Genomic DNA, 24,714 nt, shown 5'->3' with positions numbered 1-24,714 from the left:
CGCGGGGCGCGGCTCAGGAGCGGAGGACGGCGCGGGGCGCGGCTCAGGGGGACAGCGCCGGGTGGGGCTTAGGGGCGGAGGATGGCTCGGAAGCCGACTCGGTCGCCGCGGTAGAGGGAGCGGACTGCTTCGATGGGGGCGCCGGTGGTGTCGCGGCTGTTGCGGTGGAGGAGGAGCATTGGGAGGGACTGGGTGGCCTTCAGCAGCTCGGCCTCGCGCGGGGTGGCGATCACGGTCTCGACCAGCTCCTCGCCCTCGCCGAACCGCACCCCGAGCTGATCGGTCAGGCAGCGGTACAGCGAACCCGTCGGCTCCAGCACCTCGCGCAACGTCGGGAAGCGTGCGACCGAGAGGTACGTCGTCTCGAGCCCGATCGGCTGCCCGTCCGCGAACAGCACCCGCTCCAGCCGGTGCACCGGGTCACCCTCGGCGATCGTCAGCTGCTCCGCGAGCTCGACGTCCGCGACCACCTCGTCGAACGCGACCACCTCACGCCCCGGAGTGTGCCCCTGCGCCCGGAGCGCCTCGGTGTAGCTGACCAGCGCCAGCGGCTGCACCAGCTTCGGCGTCGCGACGAACGTCCCCTGCCCCTGCCGCGCCCGGAGCCGGCCGTCCGCGATCAGCTCCCGGATCGCCTGCCGCATGGTCCACCGGGACACCCCGAAGTCCTTCGCCAGCACCCGCTCGGGCGGCAGCGCGGCGCCCTCGCCCAGCCGCTCGACGACCTCGATCAACCGGGTCTTGACGACGAAATGCAACGGCTCGCTCACGAGCCGACAATATCCCGCACCAAAGGTCGAGCCCCGGGCGGCAACCCGGGGCTCATATCGGATGGATGGACAGTGCGGCGGAACTTCAGCTGCCGGACTTGCGCCGGAACTGGCGCTTCTGCTTGTCGTTGTGCGCGTCGCCGACGCCCTGCCCGCGAACCCCGCTACCGGGGTGCGAGTGGCTACCGGCGTTCTTCTTCTGAAGCGCTTCCCGAAACTTCTTCTGCAGATCGTCCGCCGGCTCGCTGGACTTGTCGCTCATGCCTCCGCCTCGCTGCGCTCGGCTCCGGCTTGAGCGACAATGTCGGCTCTGCTTTCTGATCGCTCGCTGCGCTCGCTCATACCGTCTCCTTCAAACCGTAGGCGTACACACCCAAACTAACCGAGGGTGAGCACTACGGGCGAGCGAATACCGTCCTGTGGAAACCCCGGATCCAGCAGCAGCCGCGCTGTTAGGTTCGCCGTACCGCCGAGGGAGGGACGACGAATGCTGGTGAGCAACGAGGCGCTGCTCGGGATCGCGCTGGTCGAGCTGGGCCTGGTGATCGTGCCCGGGCCGAACATGATCTACCTGGTCTCCCGCTCGATCGCGCAGGGCCGCCGGGCCGGGCTGATCTCGCTGGCGGGCGTCGGCCTCGGCTTCCTCGTGTACTTGCTCGCGGCAAGCGCCGGCCTCGCGACCCTGTTCGCGCTGGTCCCCGAGATCTACCTGACGCTGAAGCTGGCCGGCGCGGCGTACCTGCTCTGGCTCGCCTGGCAGGCGTTCCGCCCAGGCGGTACGTCGGTGTTCGCGACCCAAGAGCTGGAACCGGACCGCCCGCGCAAGCTGTTCGGGATGGGCCTGCTCACCTGCCTGCTGAACCCGAAGATCGCGATCCTCTACATCTCGCTGCTCCCCCAGTTCCTCGACCCGTCCCGCGGCCACCTCGGCGCCCAAAGCCTGATCCTCGGCCTCGGGCAACTGACCGTCGGCGTGGTGATGAACGCGGTCTTCGTGATCACCGCCGGCTCGGTCGCGGTCTTCCTGTCCCGCCGCCCGGCCTGGATGCGCATCCACCGCTACCTGACCGGTACGGCGCTCGCGGTGTTCGCACTCCGCCTCGCCACCGACCGCGCCCGCCCGCTCGCCACCCACTGAACTGTCGGACCCGCCGACTACCGTCGGACGGGATGACTGATTTCGTCACCTCGACCGTCAGCAAGCTGGTCGCCGCGTGGGACCTCCCGCTCGTCCACGAGCGCGGTCTGCCGGCGATCACCGAGGAGTACCTGCGCGACACCTTCCCGTGGTCGCGCGCCGAGCAGGCCACCCAAGCGCTGACCTCTCACTTCGCCTCGGCCCGGTTCGCCGACGAGGTCGAGTACGGCGTACTCCTCGTCCCCGACCCCACCAAACTGGACACCCGCGCCCCACTCCCCCGCGAGCTGATGGCGCCCGACCTGTTCGACGAGCGGCTACCGACCGGGGTCGCACTGCCGGGTGACGATCCGTGGCGCCTGGTGGTGAGTGTGATCGGGGCGTACGGCCCGTCCCTCGGGAGCTACAACGACGTGCTGGCGTCGGACGGCTTCATCGTCGACGGAGCGGACACCCGGACCTGGATGACCCGCCAGGTCTGGGGCGCCCGGCTGCTCCAATGCGGCGCGACGCCACCGGACTGCGAGCACAACGACCGCTGGACGTTCACCCTCTTCCCCGGCGAAGCACTCGTCGACGGACAGGCCGAGTCCGGCACGGTACTCAAAGGCAAGGTCCGCTTCCGGCTCGGCAAACCGGACCGCGGGATCGGCTCGGCCCGCGTCGCACCTGCAGTCCTGGTCTAAATCGTGTGCGGCCCCGGCCGCCCGGCCTGAATACTGCTCGGCGTGATGCACGAAGGACAGCTGGACGTATCGGTCGACCTGGTCGAAGGGCTCGTGAAGGAGCAGTTCCCGGCGTGGAGCGCGCTCCCGATCCGCGCCGTACCGTCGCACGGGACCGTCAACGCGGTGTTCCGGATCGGCGCCGGCCTCACCGCGCGGCTCCCGATCCAGCCCGGTGATCCGGCCGCGGTCCGGCAAGAGCTCGAGGACGAGGCAGCGGCGGCGCGGCAGCTGCACGCGATGTCGCCGTACCCGACTCCGGAGCCGGTCGCGATCGGTGCGCCGACCGCGGACTATCCGTTGCCGTGGGCGGTGCAGACCTGGGTGGACGGGACGATCGCGTACGACGCCGACGTCGCCGGGACGACCGCGTTCGCCGAGGATCTCGCGCGGTTCGTGCTCGCGCTGCGGGCGCGGCCGACCGAGGGCCGGACGTTCGGCGGGCAGTGGCGCGGTGGGTTGCTGACCTCGCAGGACGAGTGGGTCGCGGAGTGCCTGGAGCGCAGCGCCGGGATGATCGACGTGGACGGCCTGACCAGGTTGTGGGCCGAGCTGCGGACGACGCCGCGCACCGAGCCGGATGTCTGGACGCACCGTGACCTGATGCCGGGCAACCTGCTCGTGCGGGACGGCCGGCTGGCGGGCGTCATCGACGTGGGCATGTTCACGGTCTCGGACCCCGCGATGGACCTGCAGCCGGCGTGGAACCTGTTCGACCCGGCGGCGCGGGCCGCGTTCCGGGCCGCGGTGGGCAGTGACGACGCGGAGTGGCGGCGTGGGATGGGGTGGTCGTTCGCGCAGGCGATCGGTTGCCTCTGGTACTACGTCGAGACCAACCCGGTCATGTCCCGCACCGCCCACCACACGCTGACGGCTCTGCTCACAGCTTCCTAGCCACGAACACGTACTCCTTCCCCGGCCGGTCCGGGGCCTCCCGTACGTCGTCGACCGCGAACCCGGCCGCGGTCAACGACTGCTCCACCTCGTCCCGCTCGCGGAACCAGAGCGTCGAGTCGGACGTGAGCACGGCACCGTCGGAGGAGAAGTTGTACGTCGCGCGGAAGGTGATGTACGGCAACGCGACCTCCACCAGCTCGGTCCAGACCTCGACCGCCTCGCCGTCGATCTCCCGTACCTGATGCGTGTTCTCGCGGGTCCATTCCTCCCACCCGCGCCGCGCCGGGATCCGGGTCTCGAACACGAACCGCCCACCGGGCGTCAAAGCCGCATGGACCCCGTGCACCGTCGCCCCCCACTCCTCGGCGGTCAGGAACACCTGCGCAACGTTCCCGGTCATCAACGCCAGCTCCACCTGCAGGGGCGGCAACGTCGTCGCGTCCCCGTGCAACCACCGCACCCGATCCGCAAACTCCTTGCCCCGAGCAACCTCCAGCGAGGCGGCCGCCGGATCCACCCCCGTCACGTCCACCCCGGCGCCCGCCAGCAGGCAACTCAACTCGCCGGTCCCGCACCCGACGTCGAGCACCCGCCCGGCACCGAACTCCCGCACGATCGCCGCGTAGTGCTCCAGATCTCCCCGATCCGGATCCAGCGCGTCGTACACCGCCGCCAACCGAGGCACCCCGAACAACGCATCAACCATGCCCGCGACACTAACCCGGCTTCGGGTACAGAACGACAGGACGTAGTCGTCTACGTATACCCCGCCGTGAGCGTGACCGTCGCCCCGGCAACCGCCGATCCGGCGACATCTCCTGTCCTCCTGTACCCCCATCACGACGTAGCCCCCGTGTACCTCCGCAACCCGGCCCGCCACGCAAGCACCGCCAGGCCGGCCGCGCCGCCCGCAGCCGCAACTCCGGCGACCAGCACGCCTGGCTCAGGCCCGCGGAGCAGTGCGGCGGACGGGACGCTGGCGATCAGCGCCATCGGGAACACGTACGTGAGGATGATGCGGAGCGGGCGCGCGAACACGTCGATCGGGTAGCGCCCGAGCTGCCAGGCGGAGTGGTAGAACACGTCCAACTGCAGCTTCGGCGCCCAGAACGCCAAGCAGGCCAGCAATACGCTCAACGCCCACGTCACCACCACCCCCGCGACCACGAGCACCAACCAACTCACGACCCCGCCCACAGACGGCAAGTGATCCGCGATCCCCCACCCGAGTACGCCGAGACCGAGCACGAACTGGATCAGCTGCAACGGCGACGACAACGACAGACTGGACAGGAACAGGCTCGACGCCGGCTGCAACAGGTACCCGTCGAGCTTCCCGTTCCGGATGCCGGTCTCCGGGAACCACGACAGGTTCGGATCGATGAACGCCGACCGCAGCCCCGTGATCAGCTGGTACGTCCCGATCAGCACCAGGAACTGCGCCTTCGACCAGCCCGCCAACGTATCCGCGCGGGTGAACACGATCAGCACGGCCGCGATCGCCGTACCGAGACCGGTGAACGCCAGCAGTACGTCGAAGAACAGGTTGATCCGGAACGCCACGCTCCGCCGCAGCGACATCGAGAACCCCGCACCGAACAGCCGCAGCAGCTTCACGACCCCACCGCCGTGTACCGCCGTACGCCGGCCCGCCACAACACCACGACCGCGCCCACGAGCACCACCACCCACACCAGTTGAAATCCGACCGATCCGGTCCCGACCCCCGCCGCGACCGAGGCGGGCAACCCGTTCATCCCGTAGAACGGCAGAACCTCGGCGACCCGTTGCCACCCGGACGGCAGCACGCTGATCGGCGCCGCCGTACCGCCGAGCAGGAACATCACCTGCCCGCCGAATCCGACCACCGAGTGCACCCGATCCGTCCAGAACGCGGTCAACGACAGCAGGAACGTCCAGAGGAACACGAGCACCGCGGCGAGAACGAGGTACGGCGCCGCCCGCAGCACTGCCCACCAGTCGAACCCGACCCGGAGCGCGACCGCCGTCACCAGCACGATCGGTGCCCCGAGCAACGTCAGCCAGGCACGGACCGCCAGGTTCGTCGCGATCACGCCGAGTACGACGGGTTGCGGGCGGAGCAGCTCGTGGCTCAGCGTCCCGTCGTAGATCCGCTCGGAGAACGTGTGCTGCTCGAACGACTCGGTCATCAGCGTGACCAGGATGACCGCGACGTAGTACCGCCCGATCGCCGGATCCCCCGGGTACACCGCCGACCAGACGAAAAGCCCGATCAGCGGCGCGACCACGGCCTGCACCACGAGCGTCAGCAGGAACCACCACGCGCCCGACCACTCCAGCACGTCCTGACGGAGCCGGAACCCCAGCAGTACGGCGGTCCTCATCGCAGCCCCTCCCGGTACGCCTGGTCGATGACCTTCTCCAGCGGCGGCTCCTCCACCGCGAGGTCCACCACCTCCAGCGCCTGCAGCAGCCGGCCCGTCGTACCGGCGACCTCGTCCCGCGGCACCCGCAGTACCCACTGGCCGTCGGCCTTCTCGACCACCTCGCCGAACGCGGACGGGTCGTCGCGGGTGGAGATCCGGATCAGCTTGTACGGCGACAGCCGCGCGGACAGCTCCACCAGCGGGCCGTCGTACTGCACCTGCCCGTGGTCGATCAGGATCAGCCGCGGGCAGAGCGACGCGACGTCGGCCATGTAGTGGCTGGTCAGGAGTACGGTCGCGCCGGTCTGCTCGACGTACTCCTGGACGAACTCGCGGATCAGGCTCGCCGCGCTGACGTCCAGGCCGATCGTCGGCTCGTCGAGGAACAGCACCTCCGGGCGGTAGATCAGCGCCATCGCGAGGCCGACCCGCATCCGTTCGCCGAGGCTGAGCGCGCGGAGCTGGCGTTCGACCAGCGGCTCGAGGTCGAGGAGCGCCTGAAGTTCGGCGAGGGTACTGCGGAACGCCGGGCGCGGGACGTCGTACAGCAGCCGCTGGTACTCCAGCGAGTCCATCACGGTCAGCTCCTGCGATCCGCCGACCGGCTGACTGCCGCGGACGAACGCGATCCGCTTCAGGAACGGCGACCGGCGGTGCCAGGGGACGCTGCCGAGTACCCGGACCTGACCGGCGGTCGGGTGCAGGATTCCGCTGAGGATCTTCATGGTCGTGGTCTTGCCGGCGCCGTTCGGACCGATGAAACCCGCCACCTCGCCCGGGGCGATGCCGAACGAGATCTCGTCGAGGGCCTGGACGGTCTTGTACTCACGGCGTATCAGCGAACGGAAGGCCGCCCGCAGCCCGCCTTTGCGGACCGGGGCTTGATAGGACATCGAGAGGTTTTCCACCTCGACAGCAGTCATGGGGCCGACCGTAGGAACAAAAGACGCCCATCTATGACTTATTTTCCTGCGATACTCGGGAGATGCGCGCGGAACGGCTCCTCCGGCTGCTCCTGCACCTGCAGACGCGCGGCCAGACGACCGTCGACCAGCTCTCGCAGGCGCTGGACGTGTCGCCGCGGACGATCCAGCGCGACCTGGAGGTGCTGAGCCTGGCGGGCGTGCCGGTGTACTCGATCCGCGGGCGCGGCGGCGGGTGGGCGCTGCTGCCGGACTACCGCAGCCGGCTGACCGGGCTGACGCCGTCCGAGGTCATGTCGGTGTTCGTCGGCGCGACCGCGCACGTACTCGCCGACCTCGGGCTCGACGCCTCCAGCGACCTCGCCGTCACCAAGCTGATCGCGTCATTGCCGGAGGGCACCCGCCGCGAGGCCGAGTACGCCCGCCAACGCCTCCTGATCGACCACGCCGGCTGGGACGACCACCGCGAAACCCCCCGCTGGCTCTCCCTCTGCCGCCAAGCGGTCTGGGAAGAACGCTGGATCACCATCACGTACGGCGACGGGACCGAGCCGTTCCTCAACTCGCCCTTGGGGCTGGTGGCGAAGGCGCGTACTTGGTACTTGGTGGCGGCCCGCACCGACGGGCGCCTGCGCACCTACCGCCTGTCCCGCCTGACCTCGGCCGAGCTCACCACCGACACCTTCACCCGCCCACCCGGCTTCGACCTCGCCGCGTACTGGGCCCAGTCCCAGCGCGAGTTCCAGGCCTCCCGCCCGTCGTACCCGATCGTCCTCAAGGTCCGCGACCACGCCGTACGCCGCTTCCGCCCGACCCAGCCGATGCTGCCCACCGACGACGGCTGGTGGATCGTCCACGCCGACCTGGAAAACCCGCACGAAGCCCAGGCCGCCGTCCTCGCCCAGGCCGGCGCCGCCCAGGTCGTCGCACCGAAGGAACTCATCGGCCTGGTCCGCGAAGCCGCCGTGCAGCTCGCGGACCAGCACCGTCAGGCCTGAACCCGGACCCGCTCGATCACCAGGTACGCGACGATCGCGACCACCAGACCGGTCACCGCGTCCGAGAACTGCGGCACCACCCAGTGCACCAACGCCGCACCGGCCGCCCCGATCCCCCACGCGACGAACGCCGTCGGCCGGAACGTCTCGTCCCGCGGCCCGTGCCGCCGGAACTGGTCCGCGATCAGCACCCCACCCAACGGTGGTACGAACACGCTCAGGATCACCAGCCAGCTGAGGAAGAAGCTCCACACCCCGGCCAGCGCGACGATCAGCCCGACCACACCCAGTACGAGCGTCACGATCCGCATCCGCCCGCGCAGAATGTGGGACCACCCAACAGCACCGTTGTAGAGACAGTGGCTGCAGACCGACCCGAGGTTCACGAACACGAACACCGCCGCCAACGCACTCAAGGCGACCCCGTGCCCGTGGGTGAGAATCGGCAGGAAGTTCCCGCCGTCCGTCGCCGGATCCGCGATCGCCCCGGCCGCGACCACCAGCCCACCGGTCACCTGCGCGATCATGCTCGCCACCGGGAACGCCGTCGCCGACGCGATCACAGCCTCCCGCCCGTTCCGCGACCACCGGGTGAAGTCGGCCGTCATCGTGCCGGAGTCCGCGAACGTCGCCATGATCACCGACACCGCGACCCCGAACGTCATCGCCCCGCCGCCGACGCCCTGGTAGCTGAACACCTTGCCGAGATCGTTGCTCCGGGCCACGATCACCAAGGCGATCACCGCGACCAGGATGAACAACGGCGCCGCGATCGCCCCGAGCAACGACAGCGCGCGGATCCCGGCGTACGTGATCGCGATGAACGCGAGCCCCGCGACCACGATCACGATGTCCTTGTTCCAGCCGAACGAGCTGTTCAGCGTCGCGCCGGTCGCCCCGGTGTTGAATGCGAACCAGCCGACCACGATCGTCGCCAGGAACCCGGACGCGATGATGTACCCGACCTTGCCGAACGTCTCGGTGGCCTGCAGCGCGAAGCTCCGGCCGGTACTGCCCGCGCGGTGGCTGAGCAGGCCGACGTACAGCAGCATCACCAGGTTCGCGGCCGCGATCGCGCCGAGACCCTTCCAGAAGCCGAGCATCGCGACCACCACACCACCGGGTACGGCGTTGGTGAGGATCATCGGGAACCCGAACCAGACCGCGGCCACCGTGGCCAGGCCCTTGCGGTGCGACTGCGGCACCGGGCTGTGCTCGAACTCCGACTCCAGCCCGCCCTGCTTGTCGTCGACCGAACTAGTCATCGATCCTGCCTTACCGGTAACGGTCCGCGAGCGCGACGACGGCCTTGTCGAAGCAGTCCACGGGTGGGTTGGTGATGCCGGCGCCGATCATCCCGATGCCGGGTTCCTTGTGCGCGATCGCGGTGTTGATCACCGGCAGGATCCCGGTCAGCTCGACCGAACGGACGTCGATCCCGGTCGGGACGCCCTGGAAGTCGAGCAGCGGGATCGTCACGTTCTTGTTCTCGGTGGTGGTGATCTCGCCCATCCGCCGGGTGAACTCGACCGCCTCGTCGACGGTGCCGCCGACCAGCGCGACGATCGCCGGCGCCGCGGACATCGCGAACCCGCCGATGCCGTACGTCTCGGTGATCGCCGAGTCGCCGATGTCCAGCCCGGAGTCCTCGGGCTTGTACCCGGCGAACATCGGCCCGATCACCGGCTGGGCCGGCCCGGTGAACCAGGTGTTGCCGCCGATCCCGCTGACCCGGATGCCGAACTCGACGCCGTTGCGGGCCATCGTGGTGACGATCGTCGAGTACTCGATCCCGTGCGCGGCGTCCAGCGCGGCCTTCGCCATCGCCATCCAGGTCGGGCCGGAGAAGTAGTCCGAGCTCGCGACGAAGTCGAAGACTTCCTTCTTCTGCTGGGTCGTGAAGCTCGTCTGCAGGATCATCGGCGCGAGCGCCTGGATCAGCAGCGTCGTCCCGGCGACGTTGCGGTTGTGGCACTCGTCGCCCATGTGCAGCGCCTGCGACAGCATCAGCCGCAGGTCGATCGGGTCGCCGATCTCCAGCGCTTCCTTGAGGATCGGTCCGAGTACGTCGCGCATCCAGACCAGCCGGTCGATCACGGACTCGTCGTTCGCGCCCATCCGCAGTACCTTCGACAGCTGCTCGCTGAGGTTGGTGAACGCCTTGTTCCCGTACGTCGCGTTCTCGACGACGTGCATGTACATCGACGCGGACGTGACCCCGGCCATCGACCCGACGCAGCCGTACTCGTGGCACGGCGCGAACGTGATCTGTCCCGACGCCGCGACCTTCGCCGCTTCCTCGAGGTCCGCGGCCAGGCCCTCGAACACCAGCGCACCGGTGACCGCGCCCTTCATCGGGCCGCTCATCCGCTCGAACTCGATCGGCGGCCCCGCGTGCAGGATCGTCGTCGGCGTCATCCCCGGCACCACGTCGAGCGCCTTGCCGAACCCGGCCAGCATCGGCTGCGAGCTGGTGATCCGCTCGACCGCCTCGGCGTTCGCGGCCTCGATCTTCGCCGCCAGTTCCTGGTCCTCCAGCGCGTTGAGCGCCGCGACGACGTCCGCCTTGCCACCGCCCGGCGGGGTCCAGTCCAGCGTCGTCACCGCTGCTCCCTGCGCGGTGATGTCGTCGGCGAACATCTGCAGGCCGACGTTGACCACCTCGAGGTCGGCCGCGAACAGCTCCTCGATCCCACTCATGCGTCGTCTCCCTTCCGGACGATGGCGCGCGCGAGCCGTCCGGTCGACGCGCTACTGGCGGCGACCGTGACTCCGGCCGACCGCAGACTCTCGAGCTGCGCACCGAGCTCCGGACGGTCCTGGTCGGTGCCGAGCACGTACCCGACGATCTCCAGGTGCCGACCGTCGGCGACGGCGAGTTCCTTCGCCTCGGCGATCGCGGGCAGCAGGACGCCGACCGGGTCCTCGTGCGATCCGAAACCGAGGATGAAGTCCATCACGATCACGCCGACCTCGGGGTCCTTGGCCTCCTCGAGCAGCCGGGCGATCCGCAGCGTCGGGTCGATCATCGGGTGCGGCCGGCCGTTGGTGAAGTCGTCGTCCCCGAAGTCCAGGAACGTGTGCGCGACGCTCTTGCTCGACGCGTCGAGCTTCCGTTCCGGGTCCTTCTGGATGTTGCTGTACACGTCCGGGAAGACCTCGAGCGCGGCGTACATCGCTTCGTCGCAGAGCGTCCCGCCGCAGAACAGGCCGCGGATGTAGCGCTGCTGCGGCGTGAGCTTCGCGCGGATTGCCTCGACGTCGATCGAGTCGGGGGTTTCGGCCGGCACTGCCAGACCCGCCAGCCGGATCGCGGCCCGCGACGCCTCGTCGGTGTTCGCGGCGAACGTCCCGCCCGCGGCGACGACCGCGTCCTGCGATCCGCCGATGAAGCAGACCACGACCGGCTTGCCGGCTCCCGCGATCTCGGCCAGCACCTTCTGCTCCACCGACGGCGCCGGCGGCTTCGAGATCAGCACGATCACGTCGGTACCGGCGTCCTTGGCCAGCGCCCGGAGGCCGTCGATCATCATCACGCCGCCGACCTGCTCGCTCAGGTCGCGTCCGCCGGTGCCGATCAGCTGCGAGACACCGCCGCCGAGCGCGTGCACCCGGACGCTGACCTCCTGGCTGCCGGTTCCGGACGCGGCGACGATGCCGATCGTGCCGGGGCGTACGGCGTTCCCGAAGCAGAGCGCGACGTTGTCGATGATCGCCGTACCGCAGTCCGGGCCCATCATCAGCAGGCCCTTGTCGTGCGCGAGGGTCTTCAGCGCGACCTCGTCCTCGATGCTGACGTTGTCACTGAAGACCATCACGTGCAGGTCGTTCTCCAGCGCCTTGCGCGCCTCGCGGGCGGCGAACGTCCCGGCGACCGCGATCACCGCGAGGTTCGCGCCGGGGCGGTTGCGGGCCGCGGCGTCGATCGTGCGGTAGCTCTCGGTCTGCCCGGACGCGCGCTTCTTCGCGGTGAACAGCTCGTCCACGGCGACCAGCGTGGCGTCGTCGTCGACGCCGTCCGCGGTGTCCAGCACGATCATCAGATCGCCGCCGCCGGCCGCGTCCAGCTCCGCGGTCAGCAGGCCGAGGTTGCGCAGTACCTCCTTGTTCATCTCGGTGGCCATCGCGACGAAGGCCTGGTGCACGCCGTCCAGCTGATTGGCCCGCGTGGAGACCGACATCAGCGACACGGAGTCGTAGTAGGTGTTCTTGCGTACGACGGTGATACTCACGCTGAACCTCTCAGCAGTAGTTCCAGGTGCAGGCCGGCCCGCACCCCCGACAAGATGTCCGTGCCCGACGTCCGGCCGATCACGAGCACCCTCCGCGCCGCCGTACGTACGTCCGGCTGGTTGCCGTTGGCAACGGCACGGAGAAGGTCCACCAGCGACTGGCGGACCCGGCCGCGGGCCGCCTCGGTCAGCGTGACCGCACTGACCGCGGTGGTCCGATGGACCTGAGCGGCGACCGCCGGAGCCAGCAGCCGCCGGACCGACGCCGCACTCAGCAGCAGCCCGGTCAAAAAGTCGTCCCCCGACGGCGTCAGCCCCGGCCCCAGGCCGACCAGCCCTCGAACATGCACGGCAACCGCGGCCGCATCGCCGAGACGCAGCGCCGCGACCAGCCCGGCCGAGTGTGCCTGCAGCAGTCGAGCCTGCTCACGCTCGAACGCGGTCGCCCCCACCGCAACCATTCCGCCGGCGACGCCGACCGCCCCCAACACCTCGTCGATGGTCACCACGGCGGGCTCACACGACCCTGCGACCAGGGGTGGGAGCTGTGGTTGCCAACGGTTCGCGTGCCGCAGGTCGACCGTCAGCCCAGCGATCTCGAGCCGCCCGTCCGCCGCCGTGAACAGCTCGCCCGCACGTACTTCGGTCCACGAGGCCTCGTCGACGCGAACGGTGTTGGGCGCGTCATCCATCGTCCGGGCAGCGAGCGTGATCAACCACCCGTCGGGCGTGACCAAGTTCACCACCCGCTCGAAGACGCTGTGCACCTCCCCGCTCAGCGCCCGCCCGCTCAGCGCCCGCCCGCTCAGCGCCTCTCCGCCGAGCGCGTCGAGCAGCGGCGCGTCCGCGCTCAGCGCGGTCAGTGTGCGTGCGGTGCAGGTGCTCATGGCGGCGGGAGACCTTCAGAAAGTCGCGGGAGTCTTGGTCGATGGTAGACCATATACCAACTTCGCCTATGCTGGAGCTGCGCCAGGAAGCGACCTGGACGCGTCACCACCGCTGAAAGGACGCGAACGTGCGGATTGTCGTCGCGCTCGGAGGCAACGCGCTCGCCCGTCGGGGCGAGCCGATGACCGCCGACTACCTACGCAAGAACGTGCGCAGCTCGTGCGCCACCCTCGCCACCGTGGCGCAGGAGCACGAGCTCGTCATCACCCACGGCAACGGACCCCAGGTCGGCCTGCTCGCGCTGCAGAACCTGGCGTACTCCGACGTCGCGGCGTACCCGCTGGACATCCTCGGCGCCGAGACCCAGGGCATGATCGGGTACGTCGTACAGCAGGAGCTGACCAATGCGCTCGGCGGCGACCGGCAGATCGTCGCGCTGATCACGAACACCGAGGTCGACGAGCAGGACCCCGCGTTCGAGCGGCCGACCAAGCTGATCGGCCCGCAGTACTCGGCGCAGGACGCCGCCGAGGCCGCCGCGGAGTACCGCTGGACGATCGCCCGGGACGGCGCGCAGTTCCGCCGGGTGGTGCCGTCGCCGATGCCGATCCGGATCCTGCAGACGCCGGTGATCAAGGAACTGCTCGACCTCGGCCACCTGGTGGTGTGCGTGGGCGGTGGCGGCGTACCGGTGCGGGTCGACGCGAGCGGCCGGCAGCTCGGCAGCCAGGCGGTCGTCGACAAGGACCTCGCGAGCGGCGTACTGGCCGCGGAGATCGAGGCCGACGTACTCGTGATGCTGACCGACGCGGACGCGGTGTTCGTCGACTGGGGTACGCCGGACCAGCGCGCGATCAAGACCGCGACACCGGAGGCGCTGGCGGAGTTCCCGTTCGAGGAAGGGTCGATGCAGCCGAAGGTCGACGCCGCGATCCGGTTCGCCAAGCGCGGCGGCCGCGCCCTGATCGGCCCACTCGACAAGCTCACCGAACTCCTCGACCGCACCACCGGCACCGAGGTCCGCGCCGAGGTCCCCGGCGCCATCGAGTACTACCCAACCACCGACAACTGACCCAACCCCGCCCCAGCCACCCCTCATCCCACGGCCTGCCCCACGGCCCGCCCCACCTCAGCCCTCACCCCACGGCCCGCCCCAGCCCCAGCCCTCGCCCAACGGCCCGCCCCAGCCCTCGCCCCAGGGCCTGCCACACCTCAGCCGCCACCTCAGGCCCCGCCCAGCCCCACCCCTCGCCCACGGACCTCGCTCACAGCCTGCCCCAGCCCGACCTCAGCCATCGACCCCGCCCCCACCTCAGCCCTCACCCCAAGGCCCGCCCCACCTCAGCCCTCACCCCAAGGCCCGCCCCACCTCAGCCCTCACCCCAAGGCCCGCCACACCCCAGCCGCCACCTCGGCCCCCGCCCCAACCTCAGGCCCCGCCCAGCCGGACCTCAGCCCCGCCCCGGCCCCACCCCGAGTCGTGGCGGATGGCTCCGGCCCCGATCGTCGAGTCGTGGATGTCGGCTGTGGATCAGGCCGATTCGCAGCCGATTCGCACGACTCGGCGCTGGTTCAGAGGTTTGTGGTGATGGCGGTGAGGCGGTCGTGGGGTTCGCCGATGGCCGTGAGGGTGTCGGCGGCCGTGGTGAGGATGTGGTGGTGGGCGACCTCGGCCGCGCGGTCGGGGTCGTGGGCCGCGACCGCGTCGTACAGCGCCTGGTGATCGGCCATCCGGTCGGTGTCCAGGCGCCGGGTGAGCTGGAACATCCGCCGCAGCCGGCTGCTGAACCCGAGCACGATCGACTCCAGCAGCGCGTTGCCCGACGCCCGCACGAGCTCCTCGTGGAACGCGACGTTCGCCCGCGCGGCCGCCCGCTGATCCTTCAGCCCGACCGCCGCCGCGGCGGCGTCCTCGATCGCCGAGCGCAGCCGCTCCAGGTCAGCGTCCGTACGCCGGACCGCCGCCAGCCGGGCCGCCAGTACTTCGACGCTCGCGCGGACCTCGACCAGGTCGAGGATGTCCTGCGCGGTCAGCGCGGTGACGACCCCGCCGCGCCGCGGGAGCAGCTCGACCAGCCCTTCGTTGGTGAGCTGCTGCAACGCGTCCCGGACGACGATCCGCGACACCTCGAGCCGCCCCGCCAGGTCCCGCTCGACCAGCCGTTCCCCGGCTGCGAGGTCCCCGTCGATGATCGCTTCCCGAAGCTCCTCGGCCGCGTGGTGCCCCAACGACCGGAACCGCGCCCCCAGAGACTGCCCGTCCTGCACCGGCACCCGCCGACTCCTCCGATGGTCGACAATATTCCTCACACCCTACCCACTGGCGTCACCCTGGGCAGTCGCGACCATGAAGTTGTACGACGCCAGCCGCACCACGAAGGACCGCACGCCCCACGCGCGTGGCTCGATCGGCCCGGGATCCCGGTGCGCGGCATGCACCACCCCGATCACGCCGGCCGGTACTTCGACGTAGAACTGCACGCCCGCACCACGGTGCTCGCGGGCCGCGGCCGCCAGGAACCGCTCGGTATCGACGCCGAGCATCGCCCGCCCGCCGTACAGCTCGACGACGGCCATCCGGTCATCGGAGTCCGTCGGGGTGGCGTAGGCGAGCGTCCACCCGTTGGCGACGAACTCGTCGGCAGCCGCGTACGGGTCAGGGGTCGCGAGGATCGGTGTGAGCATCACGCCCTCGTGAGGATTTCGGGGCCGTTGTCGGTGATGGCGATGGTGTGTTCGGTGTGGGCCGTGCGGCAGCCGGTGACGCTGCGGAGGGTCCAGCCGTCCTCGTCGGTGACCAGCTCGGCGGTGTCCTGCATGACCCACGGCTCCAGCGCGAGCAGCAGACCGGGGCGCAGCTTGTACCCGCGCCCGGGACGGCCCGTGTTCGCGACGTGCGGGTCCTGGTGCATCGTCGACCCGATCCCGTGCCCGCCGAATTCGGTGTTGATCGGATACCCCGCCTCCCCCAGCACGGTGCCGATCGCGCGCGAGATGTCGCCGACCCGCGCGCCCGGTACGGCGGCCGCGATCCCCGCGTCCAGCGCCCGCCGGGTCGCGTCGATCATCGCGAGATCCTCCGGCGCGGCGGTCTCGCCGACGACGAAGCTGATCGCCGCGTCCGCCGCGATCCCGCCGAGCGACACGGCCAGGTCGAGCGTCAGCAGATCCCCGTCGGCGAGCTTGTAGTCGGACGGCTTGCCGTGCAGCACGGCGTCGTTCACCGCCGTACAGATGTAGTGCCCGAACGGCCCCCGCCCGAACGACGCCTCGTAGTCGACGTAGCACGACTGCGCGCCGGCCCCGACGATCAACTCCTTCGTCCATTGGTCGATGTCCAGCAGGTTCGTCCCGACCGCGGTGCGGCTCTTCAGGTCCTGCAGGATGCCGCCGACCAGCGCGCCGGTCTGCTTCGCCTGCGCCAACTCTCGGGTGTCCAGGATCTCGATCATGCAATAACTATACCGGCCATATTATCCCGGTACTATTATCGGATCATGGTCAGGCTCCCGCTCACCCCCGCGGAAGTCGAGCGCGGCGAACGCCTCGGCGCCCTCCTCCGCCGCGCCCGCGGCAACCGCTCGATGCTGCAGACCGCCCTCGACGCCGGCGTCTCCCCCGAAACCCTCCGCAAGATCGAGTCCGGCCGGGTCGCCACTCCCGCCTTCCCGACGATCGCCGCCATCGCCGACGTCCTTGGCCTGTCCCTCGACACCCTCTGGTCCGAGATCACCCAACCGGAACGCCTGGTCTCCTGACCGCGTCCAACCGCGAGCCCGGCCAACCGGGTCGCCGCCTGGTCGTCGATGGTCCGGGCATCGTTCGTCGTGCAGCTCATGGCTCCTGAAGGGACAGCGCGTGACAGCGAACGAGGCGGGCACGCCACCTGACCGTGACGCCCCGCACCGGCGGACGAGCCGTGCGACGAGAACAGCGCTGTGGTGCCTGTTCGGAGCCTGGGCCGGCTGGATCACCTGCTCGATCGTCGCCCTCGCAGGCGCACCCGGTGGCTGGCCGCCGTACGCCGGAGCCTATGACGTCATCGTCCTCGCGATCACCGGCCACACCACCGTCGACTGGGCGCTCTGGGGCTCCCGCGTGTTCGGCCTCGCGATGGTTCTCGGCGTACTCGGCTTGCTCATCCGGTACGTCGCCAGGGACAAGGAGACCGGGAGATGACCGGTCATTGATGGCGGTTGCGCGAACGTCGCACCCCGGCAAGTCGCCCCTACGGAGGGAAGACCAACTAATGACGACCGTTCAGACCGTGGTGTGGAGTTGCTGGGGCGGGTTCTTCCTGCTGGTGATCCTGGTCTCGCTGTTCCAGCTGCGTAAGCTCAGGCATCGCGAGTTCGGAATGCGCACCTGGCCGCACGTCCAGGCGGTCGTGGTCGGTCACAAGGCCGTTCCCGATGCGGGTTCCAGCAGCGACCTGTCCACGTCCAACTCGTACGTCAGCATCTATCAGTACGCGGGCCCGGACGGCCGCACCTATCACGGCGAGACGGTCTGGAGCAGGTACCACCCGCTCCCCCTACATCAGTGCCTGGCCGTGTGCGTCAACCCCGGCAAGCCCACGGAGTCGTACCCGGTCGAGAAGACCAACCGCGCCGCACTCGGCGGCGCGCTCGCCGCCATGGCCGCGTTCGGCCTCGGATCGTTCTTCTTCGTCCGCCTCCTCATCGGCACCTGACCGCAACTCCACCGTCAGACGTTGAAGCGGAACTCGACCACGTCGCCGTCCTGCATCACGTATTCCTTGCCTTCCATGCGGACCTTGCCGGCGGAGCGGGCGGCGTTCATGGAGCCCGCTTCGATCAGGTCCTCGAAGGACACGATCTCGGCCTTGATGAAGCCGCGCTGGAAGTCGGTGTGGATCACGCCGGCCGCCTCCGGAGCGGTTGCTCCGCGCTTGATCGTCCAGGCGCGGGACTCCTTCGGGCCCGCGGTCAGGTACGTCTGCAGGCCGAGGGTGTCGAAACCGACCCGGGCGAGTACGTCGAGGCCGGGCTCGTCGATGCCCATCTCGGTGAGCATCTCGCGGGCCTCGTCCTCGTCGCCGAGCTCGACCAGCTCGGCCTCGAACTTTGCGTCCAGGAAGATCGCCTCGGCCGGCGCGACCAGGTCCCGCATCTTCTGCTTCAGCTCTTCGTCGGCGAGCTCGTCGGCGTCGCAGTTGAAGACGTACAGGTACGGCTTCGCGGTCATCAGCATCAGCTCGCGGAGCGCGTCCCGGTCCAGGTCGGTGGCGATGATCGGCGTACCGGCCTCGAGGTGCTTCTGCGCCTCCCGGACCGCGTCCAGGACGGCGACGCTCTCCTTCTTCAGCCGGGCTTCCTTCTCCAGCCGCGGGATCGCCTTCTCGACGGTCTGCAGGTCGGCGAGGATCAGCTCGGTCTGGATGGTGGAGATGTCGTCGGCCGGCGAGACCTTGCCGTCGACGTGCGTGACGTCGTCGTCGCGGAACACCCGGGTGACCTGGCAGATCGCGTCCGACTCGCGGATGTGGCTGAGGAACTTGTTGCCCAGCCCTTCGCCGACGGACGCGCCGCGGACGATCCCGGCGATGTCGACGAACTGCACGGTGGCCGGAATCAGCTTCTGGGACCCGAACACCTCGGCCAGCTTGGCGAGTCGCGGATCCGGCACACCGACCACCCCGACGTTCGGCTCGATGGTCGCGAACGGGTAGTTCGCGGCGAGCACGTCGTTCTTGGTCAGTGCGTTGAACAGGGTGGACTTGCCCGCGTTCGGGAGTCCGACGATTCCGATGGTGAGTGCCACGGGAGGCAAGGGTACGCGGCGTGACCGGATCCTGCCCAACCAGGCGGCCGCGGGGAGCGTCAGCCCCTGCGTGACCACCTGGACAGATCGGACCGGAATCCCTTCACGCTTCGTGTTCGGCTGCCTGCAGTTGTTCCGGTTCGGGTGGCTGGAGCTGGTGTCGTGCCTGTTCCCGGTCTGCCTGTTCGCGGCTTTGGCGATCTCGAAGTACGTCGACCTGCCGATCGCGCGGTACGACGCGCTGCTGATCTACTGCGTCGCGCTGACCGTACTGTTCTGGGCGGTCGGGCTGGAGACGTGGCGCGAGGTGGCGGTGATCTTCGGGTTCCACCTCGTGGGACTCGGGCTGGAGTTGTTCAAGGTCAGGGTCGGCTCGTGGGAGTACCCGGGCGACGCGGTGACGAAGTTCGGCGGCGTACCGCTGTTCGCCGGGTTCATGTACGCGGCGGTCGGCAGTTACATCTGCCAGGCGTGGCGCCGGTTCGACCTGCGGGTCAGCAACTACCGGCCGCTGCCGACCACGGTCCTCGCGGTGCTGATCTACGCGAACTTCTTCACCCATCACTGGATCCCGGACCTGCGGATCCCGATCGCACTCGGCCTGCTCGTCGTGTTGCGACGTACCTGGGTGTTCTTCACGGTCGGCGTACGGCGGTACCGGATGCCGCTCGCGGTGGCGTTCGCGCTGATCGGGTTTTTCCTCTGGATCGCGGAGAATTTCGGCACTTTCCTGGACGCCTGGAACTACCCGGACCAGGTGAGTGTGTGGCGGCTGGTGCATCCGGCGAAGTTCGGTGCGTGGTCGTTGCTGGTCAGCATGAGCTTCGTGCTGGTCTCGAGTGTCAAGGCGTTGGAAGGCCGGCTGTACCACCGCGGCGCGTCCGCGACAGTCGAGATCTCACCGCAACATGACGGGGCCAACCATTCCGCGGGATGAGGCGTCTCTTGTGGTGTGAGGCGCTCCTGAGGGGGAGCACTGGGGAAGAACCGCCTGAAATACAAGGGGAAACGCCATGACCCGCAAGTTCGCCGCATTCGTCACGACTCTGGTCGCGCTCGCCGCACTCGGCGGTTGGATGATGGCCGCTGCGGTCGGGCAGCAACGGCAGCCGCACGCGGCCGCCGCCACCACGAAGGCGACCACGACACCGTCCGGTACGCCGACCAGTGCTCCCACTCCGAGCAGTACGCCGACGCAGAAGACGACATCGGTCGGCCCGGTGCCGCCGAACCCCACCACTTCTGTTGCCGCCGGCAAGAAGGTGTTGTTCCTGACCTTCGACGACGGGCCGGACCCGACCTGGACGCCGCAGGTGCTCGCGACGCTGGCGAAGTACGGTGCGCACGCGACGTTCTTCGAGCTCGGCGAGATGCAGGAGGAGCACCCGGGTCTGCGCGACCAGGTGCTTGCCGCGGGCAACGCGATCGGCAGCCACTCGATCAGCCACCCGCAGCTGACCAAGCTGTCGGCGGCGCAGCGGCACCACCAGATCTTCGACGGTCCGCGGTCCACCTGCTTCCGGCCGCCGTACGGCGCGACGAACGCGAAGGTCCGCGCCGACATCAAGGCCGCCGGCATGGTCCAGGTGCTCTGGGACGTCGACCCGCGGGACTGGGCCCGCCCGGGCACCAGCGTGATCGCGCACAACATCCTGACCCACGCGAAGAGCGGCAGGATCGTCCTGATGCACGACGGCGGCGGGAACCGCGCGCAGACCGTCGCGGCCCTCGAGCAGGTGCTGCCGGTGCTGAAGGCGCAGGGGTACACGTTCCCGGCGATGAACTGCCAGCAGCGTTGAATTGACGTATGGATGCTTCCCGGCAGCTGTACCGCCTCGTCTCCGGGTTCCAGGTGACGCAGGCCGTTCATGTCGCGGCCGCACTGCGACTGAGCGACCTGCTCGCCGAAGGCCCGAAAACCCTGACCTCGCTCGCTGAGCTCACGTCAACGGACACGGCCGCGCTCACCCGTCTGATGCGCGCTCTGACCGCGCTGGGGCTGTACGAGGTCAACGACGGCCATTACGTGAACACCTCCCTCGGCGACGCGTTGCGGACCGACGCACCGCAGTCCATCGCCGGCTGGGCGCGGTACGTCGGCCAGGGCTCACAGTGGCAGGCGTACGGAGCTTTGGAGCACAGCGTCCGTACTGGCGAGACGGCCTTCACGTCGGTGCACGGCGAGTCACTCTGGTCGTACCGCGGTAAGCACCCGGTCGAACGTGAACTGTTCGACGCGGCCATGCTCTCCGTGTCGAAGACACAGGCCGAGGCGATCGTGTCGGCGTACGACTTCGGCCGCTTCCCGACCGTCGTGGACGTCGGCGGCGGGCGCGGTCTGCTGCTCGGCGCTGTGCTGGAGCGGTACTCGTCGGTGCAGGGCATCCTTTTCGACCAGCCCGCGGTGGTTGCGGAGGCGGTTGCCGACTGCGAGGTGGTCGGGGGCAACTTCTTCGAGGAAGTCCCGTCCGGTTCGCTGCATCTCCTCAAGTCTGTCCTGCACGACTGGGCGGACGACGAAGCCGTCGCGATCCTTCGCAGCATTCCGCCGCGCGATGCCCGCCGGCGGCCGGCTGCTGATCCTCGAACAACTGCTGGATCAGGCACCGGATCCCGTCCGGACCGCGTTCACCGACCTGAACATGCTCGTGATGACCGGCGGCCTGGAACGGACCACCGCCGAGTACGCCGCGCTGCTGGCCGCGGCCGGGCTGCGGTTGACGCAGACGATCCCGACCTCCTCGGACGTGTTCGTGCTCGAAGCGGAACCCGACCGGAACTGAATCGGCACTTTTCCGGAACTCCGGGCGCTTTGAGCCCAAAACTGTCGGTGCGGTTGGGCACTATCGGTGACATGACCGGTTCGACTGTGTTGCTGATCCTGCTCTTCCTGGTGGTCGGGCTGTTGCTGGGTGCTGTGTTCGGGGTGCTGTGGGTGCGCGGGCGGGACGGCGCGCAACTGGCGCGGATCACGGCCGAGCGGGACGCGGCCGAGGACCGGGTGGTCGAGCTGACGCAGGAGCGGACGTCGGTCGGGCAGCAGTTGGGCGGGCAGGCAGTCGTGAAGGAGGCGCTCGACCGGCTGCACGCGCAGCTGAACCAGCTCGAGCAGGGGCGGGCCGCCTGGCAGAGCCAGTTGCATCAGCAGGTCAACGAGGTGCGGATGAGCGGCGAGTCGTTGCGGCGAGAGACCGCGTCGCTGTCGACCGCGTTGCGCAAGCCGCAGGTCCGTGGGCGTTGGGGCGAGCTGCACCTGCGCCGTACGGTCGAGCTCGCGGGGATGGTCGCGCACTGCGACTTCACCGAGCAGACGACCACGTTCGGCGAGGACGGCGTGCTGCGGCCGGATCTCGTGGTGCGACTTGCCGAGGGCAAGAACCTGGTCGTCGATTCGAAGGTGCCGCTGGCCGCGTTCCTGGACGCGAGCGAGTCCGACGACGCCACGTTCCGCGAGGACCGGTTGCGGGCGCATGCGCGGCACATGCGGACGCACGTCGATCAGCTGTCGTCGAAGGCGTACTGGACCAGGCTGTCGCCGTCACCGGAGTTCGTCATCCTGTTCGTGCCGGGCGAGTCGTTCCTGTCGGCGGCGCTCGACGTCGAGCCGTCGCTGCTGGAGTACGCCGCCGAGCGCCGGGTGATCCTGGCGACTCCGACCACGCTGATCGCGACGCTCCGCGCGGCGGCGTACGCGTGGAACCAGTCGGCGCTGACCGAGTCGGCGCAACAGGTCTTCGAGCTCGGCCGCGAGCTGTACGAGCGCCTCGGCACGATGGGCGAACACCTCGGGCGGGTCGGGCGATCCCTGACGTCCGCGGTCGAGGCGTACAACGGCACCGTGGGTTCGTTCGAGCGCCGCGTCTTCATCACCGCCCGGAAGCTCCGCGACCTCCACGTCACCGAATCCGAACTCACCGCGATGGAGTCGATCGAGGCGTCGGTCCGCCCCCTCACCGCCCCCGAATTCCTCGCCCTCGAAGAACCTCCCTCGACCCGCCACTGGCCCCCGTCCCAGGCCGGCTGACCTCGGCGGTGTTCCGGACGGGGATCGTCCGGAACACGGGATAGCGTGGCCGCCATGGAGACGACGACACCGTTGACCGGGCCGCCTGTTGCCGGGAGTGAGGCCGACACGTTGGTGGGGGCGCTCGAACGCAACCGGCGGACATTCGCGTGGAAGTGCGGCGGGCTGGACTCGGCCGGGCTGACCAAGCAGCATCCACCGTCGACGGTCACGCTCGGCGGACTGCTCAAGCACCTGGCGCTGGTGGAGGACGAGTACTTCACCCGGCGCCTGCTCGGGAAGGACCTCGGCGCCCCGTGGGACGGCGTGGACTGGGACGCCGACCCGGACTGGGAGTGGCACAGCGCCGCCGACGACTCTCCCGAGGAACTGATGGATCTGTGGAGGGCATCCGTGGAGCGTTCCCGCGCCGCGGTCGCCGAGGTACTCACGCGCGGCGGCGTCGACCAGCTCGCGAACTGGCAGGGCCGCAACGGCGACTCCCCCAGCCTGCGCTACATCCTCGTCGACCTGATCGAGGAGTACGCCCGGCACACCGGCCACGCCGACCTGATCCGCGAAGCCATCGACGGCCTCACCGGCGAAGGCATCCCGCAGTAGACCCACCCGAGTTGCCGGACGCTGTCGGAAAGCCGACAGTGATGGGTTGTTGACACGCAGTGGCCTCCTCACGCAACGATGAGAGCGCTCTCTCAGGCGGACGTGAGGAGAAAACTGATGCGCTTCAGACTGCGAATGCTGAGTGTCGCCGCAGCCGCGGTGGCGGTGGCGGGCGTGCTGTCGGCCGCCCCGCACCGGCAGGCCGACGCGGCCGTGCCGGACACCATCCCGTTGACGATCACCAACAACTCGGGCCGCGGCGACGCCGTGTACCTCTACAACCTGGGCACCAACCTGGCGACCGGGCAGCAGGGCTGGGCCGACGCCTCCGGCACCTTCCACGCCTGGCCGGCCGGCGGCGATCCGCCGACCCCGGCACCGGACGCTTCGATCGCGGGTCCGGCCAACGGTCAGTCGGTGACGATCCAGATGCCGAAGTTCTCCGGCCGCGTGTACTTCTCGTACGGGCAGAAGCTCGTCTTCAAGCTGACCACCGGCGGCCTCGTCCAGCCCGCCGTACAGAACCCGTCCGACCCGAACCGGAACATCCTGTTCAACTGGTCGGAGTACACGCTGAACAACGACGGACTGTGGATCAACAGCACTCAGGTCGACATGTTCTCGGCGCCGTACGCCGTCAGCGTGAACTCCAGCACCACCGGCCACCTCAAGTCCGGCGGGTACGCCGCCGTCTACAACGGACTGCGCTCGGCCAACTGGGGCGGGCTGATCCAGACCGCGCCCGACGGCTCGACCCTTCGTGCACTGTCCCCGCTGTACGGCGTGGAGACCGGCGCACTGCCGGCAAGCGCGATGGACGACTACATCAACCGTGTGTGGTCGAAGTACAGCTCGGACACCCTGACCGTGACACCGTTCGGCGACCAGCCGGACACAAAGTACTTCGGTCACGTATCGGGCGACGTCATGAACTTCACCAACAGCGCGGGCGCGGTCGTCACGTCGTTCCAGAAGCCTGACTCGGCCAGCGTGTTCGGCTGCTTCAAGTTGCTGGACGCACCGAACGACCAGGTCCGCGGCCCGATCTCGCGCACGCTCTGCGCCGGGTACAACCGCTCGACCCTGCTGACCAACCCGAACCAGCCGGACCCGAACGACGCCGGCTTCTACCAGGACGCGACCACGAACCAGTACTCGAAGACGATCCACGCGCAGATGGCGGACGGCCGCGCGTACGGTTTCGCGTTCGACGACGTCGGCAACCACGAGGCGCTCGTGCACGACGGCAACCCGCAGCAGGCGGCACTGATCCTCGATCCGCTGAACTGAGGGTTGACTCCTCGCTCCGTTAGTGGCAACTTACCGT

The 24,714-nt window shown here is 69.3% G+C and carries 28 protein-coding genes and 1 pseudogene; 15 read left to right on the top strand and 14 right to left on the bottom strand.

All coding sequences use genetic code 11. The features are described from left to right. Nucleotides 1-68 precede the first annotated feature (68 nt). Entirely contained in the window at nt 69-770 is a 702-nt protein-coding gene (locus ACFV9C_RS14825) for a GntR family transcriptional regulator (RefSeq protein WP_380193848.1), read from the bottom strand. 85 nt (nt 771-855) lie between these two features. After that, complete coding sequence (locus tag ACFV9C_RS14820) at nt 856-1,032, bottom strand: DUF5302 domain-containing protein (protein WP_380193846.1); 177 nt, start codon at nt 1,030-1,032, stop codon at nt 856-858. A gap of 225 nt (nt 1,033-1,257) precedes the next feature. Here ACFV9C_RS14820 and ACFV9C_RS14815 point away from each other — a divergent pair, with 225 nt between their 5' ends. From ACFV9C_RS14815 to ACFV9C_RS14805, 3 genes are read left to right on the top strand one after another with little or no spacing between them, the layout of a single operon-like run. Beyond that, on the top strand, nt 1,258-1,908 hold the full coding sequence (locus ACFV9C_RS14815) for a LysE family translocator (protein ID WP_380193845.1): 651 nt from the start codon (nt 1,258-1,260) through the stop codon (nt 1,906-1,908). 32 nt (nt 1,909-1,940) lie between these two features. Further along, the gene (locus ACFV9C_RS14810; protein ID WP_380193843.1) at nt 1,941-2,594 is read left to right on the top strand and encodes a hypothetical protein; all 654 of its coding nucleotides are present in this window, start codon (nt 1,941-1,943) and stop codon (nt 2,592-2,594) included. A gap of 45 nt (nt 2,595-2,639) precedes the next feature. Then, complete coding sequence (locus tag ACFV9C_RS14805; protein WP_380194582.1) at nt 2,640-3,527, top strand: aminoglycoside phosphotransferase family protein; 888 nt, start codon at nt 2,640-2,642, stop codon at nt 3,525-3,527. Here ACFV9C_RS14805 and ACFV9C_RS14800 read toward each other — a convergent pair. The 4 genes from ACFV9C_RS14800 to ACFV9C_RS14785 all read right to left on the bottom strand — a co-directional run bounded on the left by ACFV9C_RS14800 (nt 3,514) and on the right by ACFV9C_RS14785 (nt 6,861). Beyond that, entirely contained in the window at nt 3,514-4,236 is a 723-nt protein-coding gene (locus ACFV9C_RS14800) for a class I SAM-dependent methyltransferase (protein WP_380193841.1), read from the bottom strand. The genes ACFV9C_RS14805 and ACFV9C_RS14800 overlap by 14 nt on opposite strands. Nucleotides 4,237-4,367: 131 nt before the next feature. Then, nucleotides 4,368-5,147, bottom strand: coding sequence for an ABC transporter permease (locus ACFV9C_RS14795; RefSeq protein ID WP_380193839.1), 780 nt, complete (start codon nt 5,145-5,147; stop codon nt 4,368-4,370). Next, nucleotides 5,144-5,896 carry an ABC-2 family transporter protein gene (locus tag ACFV9C_RS14790; RefSeq protein ID WP_380193837.1) on the bottom strand — a complete coding sequence of 251 codons (753 nt, stop codon included), beginning with the start codon at nt 5,894-5,896 and terminating at the stop codon, nt 5,144-5,146. Before ACFV9C_RS14790 ends, ACFV9C_RS14795 begins: the two co-directional genes overlap by 4 nt. After that, nucleotides 5,893-6,861, bottom strand: a complete 969-nt coding sequence (locus ACFV9C_RS14785; RefSeq protein ID WP_380193835.1) for an ATP-binding cassette domain-containing protein — start codon at nt 6,859-6,861, stop codon at nt 5,893-5,895. Before ACFV9C_RS14785 ends, ACFV9C_RS14790 begins: the two co-directional genes overlap by 4 nt. 62 nt (nt 6,862-6,923) lie before the next feature. Between ACFV9C_RS14785 and ACFV9C_RS14780 the strand changes: the two genes are divergently transcribed. Further along, nucleotides 6,924-7,859: a helix-turn-helix transcriptional regulator gene (locus ACFV9C_RS14780; RefSeq protein ID WP_380193834.1), complete on the top strand. Its 936-nt coding sequence runs from the start codon at nt 6,924-6,926 to the stop codon at nt 7,857-7,859. Here the strand turns inward: ACFV9C_RS14780 and ACFV9C_RS14775 are convergent. The 4 genes from ACFV9C_RS14775 to ACFV9C_RS14760 are packed head-to-tail and all read right to left on the bottom strand — an operon-like array spanning nt 7,850 to nt 12,978. Further along, nucleotides 7,850-9,124 carry a cytosine permease gene (locus ACFV9C_RS14775; protein WP_380193832.1) on the bottom strand — a complete coding sequence of 425 codons (1,275 nt, stop codon included), beginning with the start codon at nt 9,122-9,124 and terminating at the stop codon, nt 7,850-7,852. The two genes, ACFV9C_RS14780 and ACFV9C_RS14775, sit on opposite strands and share 10 nt — an antisense overlap. A 10-nt stretch (nt 9,125-9,134) precedes the next feature. After that, a complete protein-coding gene (locus tag ACFV9C_RS14770) occupies nt 9,135-10,559 on the bottom strand; it encodes a DUF1116 domain-containing protein (RefSeq protein ID WP_380193831.1) in 1,425 nt (474 codons plus the stop codon). Beyond that, nucleotides 10,556-12,091, bottom strand: a complete 1,536-nt coding sequence (gene fdrA, locus ACFV9C_RS14765; RefSeq protein ID WP_380193829.1) for an acyl-CoA synthetase FdrA — start codon at nt 12,089-12,091, stop codon at nt 10,556-10,558. The genes ACFV9C_RS14770 and fdrA overlap by 4 nt, the downstream gene beginning before the upstream one ends. After that, nucleotides 12,088-12,978, bottom strand: coding sequence for a DUF2877 domain-containing protein (locus ACFV9C_RS14760; RefSeq protein WP_380193827.1), 891 nt, complete (start codon nt 12,976-12,978; stop codon nt 12,088-12,090). Before ACFV9C_RS14760 ends, fdrA begins: the two co-directional genes overlap by 4 nt. Nucleotides 12,979-13,106: 128 nt before the next feature. Here ACFV9C_RS14760 and ACFV9C_RS14755 point away from each other — a divergent pair, with 128 nt between their 5' ends. After that, nucleotides 13,107-14,051 (top strand): carbamate kinase, encoded by a 945-nt coding sequence (locus ACFV9C_RS14755; protein WP_380193825.1) that lies wholly within the window; start codon nt 13,107-13,109, stop codon nt 14,049-14,051. Between the two features lie 500 nt (nt 14,052-14,551). On the opposite strand, the gene ACFV9C_RS14750 is transcribed toward ACFV9C_RS14755, so the two are convergent. Genes ACFV9C_RS14750 through map form a run of 3 tightly spaced genes read right to left on the bottom strand, consistent with a single transcriptional unit; the run spans nt 14,552 to nt 16,431 of the window. Further along, complete coding sequence (locus ACFV9C_RS14750; protein WP_380193823.1) at nt 14,552-15,253, bottom strand: GntR family transcriptional regulator; 702 nt, start codon at nt 15,251-15,253, stop codon at nt 14,552-14,554. Between the two features lie 39 nt (nt 15,254-15,292). Beyond that, nucleotides 15,293-15,664, bottom strand: a complete 372-nt coding sequence (locus ACFV9C_RS14745) for a hypothetical protein (RefSeq protein ID WP_380193821.1) — start codon at nt 15,662-15,664, stop codon at nt 15,293-15,295. Then, a complete protein-coding gene (gene map, locus ACFV9C_RS14740) occupies nt 15,664-16,431 on the bottom strand; it encodes a type I methionyl aminopeptidase (RefSeq protein WP_380193819.1) in 768 nt (255 codons plus the stop codon). Before map ends, ACFV9C_RS14745 begins: the two co-directional genes overlap by 1 nt. Nucleotides 16,432-16,476: 45 nt before the next feature. Here map and ACFV9C_RS14735 point away from each other — a divergent pair, with 45 nt between their 5' ends. From ACFV9C_RS14735 to ACFV9C_RS14725, 3 genes are all read left to right on the top strand, one after another. After that, nucleotides 16,477-16,737, top strand: a complete 261-nt coding sequence (locus ACFV9C_RS14735) for a helix-turn-helix transcriptional regulator (RefSeq protein ID WP_380193817.1) — start codon at nt 16,477-16,479, stop codon at nt 16,735-16,737. Nucleotides 16,738-16,837: 100 nt separating this feature from the next. Beyond that, nucleotides 16,838-17,158, top strand: coding sequence for a hypothetical protein (locus tag ACFV9C_RS14730; RefSeq protein WP_380193815.1), 321 nt, complete (start codon nt 16,838-16,840; stop codon nt 17,156-17,158). A 70-nt stretch (nt 17,159-17,228) separates the two neighbouring features. Continuing rightward, entirely contained in the window at nt 17,229-17,672 is a 444-nt protein-coding gene (locus ACFV9C_RS14725) for a DUF3592 domain-containing protein (protein ID WP_380193813.1), read from the top strand. Nucleotides 17,673-17,686: 14 nt separating this feature from the next. On the opposite strand, the gene ychF is transcribed toward ACFV9C_RS14725, so the two are convergent. Beyond that, nucleotides 17,687-18,763: a redox-regulated ATPase YchF gene (ychF, locus tag ACFV9C_RS14720; protein ID WP_380193811.1), complete on the bottom strand. Its 1,077-nt coding sequence runs from the start codon at nt 18,761-18,763 to the stop codon at nt 17,687-17,689. Here ychF and ACFV9C_RS14715 point away from each other — a divergent pair. The 7 genes and pseudogenes from ACFV9C_RS14715 to ACFV9C_RS14685 all read left to right on the top strand — a co-directional run bounded on the left by ACFV9C_RS14715 (nt 18,753) and on the right by ACFV9C_RS14685 (nt 24,677). After that, nucleotides 18,753-19,700 (top strand): DUF817 domain-containing protein, encoded by a 948-nt coding sequence (locus ACFV9C_RS14715; protein WP_380193809.1) that lies wholly within the window; start codon nt 18,753-18,755, stop codon nt 19,698-19,700. The genes ychF and ACFV9C_RS14715 overlap by 11 nt on opposite strands. A 76-nt stretch (nt 19,701-19,776) precedes the next feature. After that, nucleotides 19,777-20,562 (top strand): polysaccharide deacetylase family protein, encoded by a 786-nt coding sequence (locus ACFV9C_RS14710; RefSeq protein ID WP_380193807.1) that lies wholly within the window; start codon nt 19,777-19,779, stop codon nt 20,560-20,562. A gap of 8 nt (nt 20,563-20,570) precedes the next feature. Next, a pseudogene (locus tag ACFV9C_RS14705) lies at nt 20,571-21,296 on the top strand (methyltransferase); the annotation flags it as partial. 22 nt (nt 21,297-21,318) lie between these two features. Next, on the top strand, nt 21,319-21,546 hold the full coding sequence (locus tag ACFV9C_RS14700) for a methyltransferase (protein WP_380194580.1): 228 nt from the start codon (nt 21,319-21,321) through the stop codon (nt 21,544-21,546). Nucleotides 21,547-21,617: 71 nt separating this feature from the next. Further along, a complete protein-coding gene (locus tag ACFV9C_RS14695; RefSeq protein WP_380194578.1) occupies nt 21,618-22,787 on the top strand; it encodes a DNA recombination protein RmuC in 1,170 nt (389 codons plus the stop codon). Between the two features lie 54 nt (nt 22,788-22,841). After that, on the top strand, nt 22,842-23,387 hold the full coding sequence (locus ACFV9C_RS14690; RefSeq protein WP_380193805.1) for a DinB family protein: 546 nt from the start codon (nt 22,842-22,844) through the stop codon (nt 23,385-23,387). A 117-nt stretch (nt 23,388-23,504) separates the two neighbouring features. After that, nucleotides 23,505-24,677, top strand: a complete 1,173-nt coding sequence (locus ACFV9C_RS14685) for a glycoside hydrolase family 64 protein (RefSeq protein ID WP_380193803.1) — start codon at nt 23,505-23,507, stop codon at nt 24,675-24,677. Nucleotides 24,678-24,714 lie beyond the last annotated feature (37 nt).

This window comes from Kribbella sp. NPDC059898, from assembly GCF_042730855.1.
Lineage (GTDB): Bacteria > Actinomycetota > Actinomycetes > Propionibacteriales > Kribbellaceae > Kribbella.
This window is presented reverse-complemented; position numbering and strand designations above follow the sequence as displayed.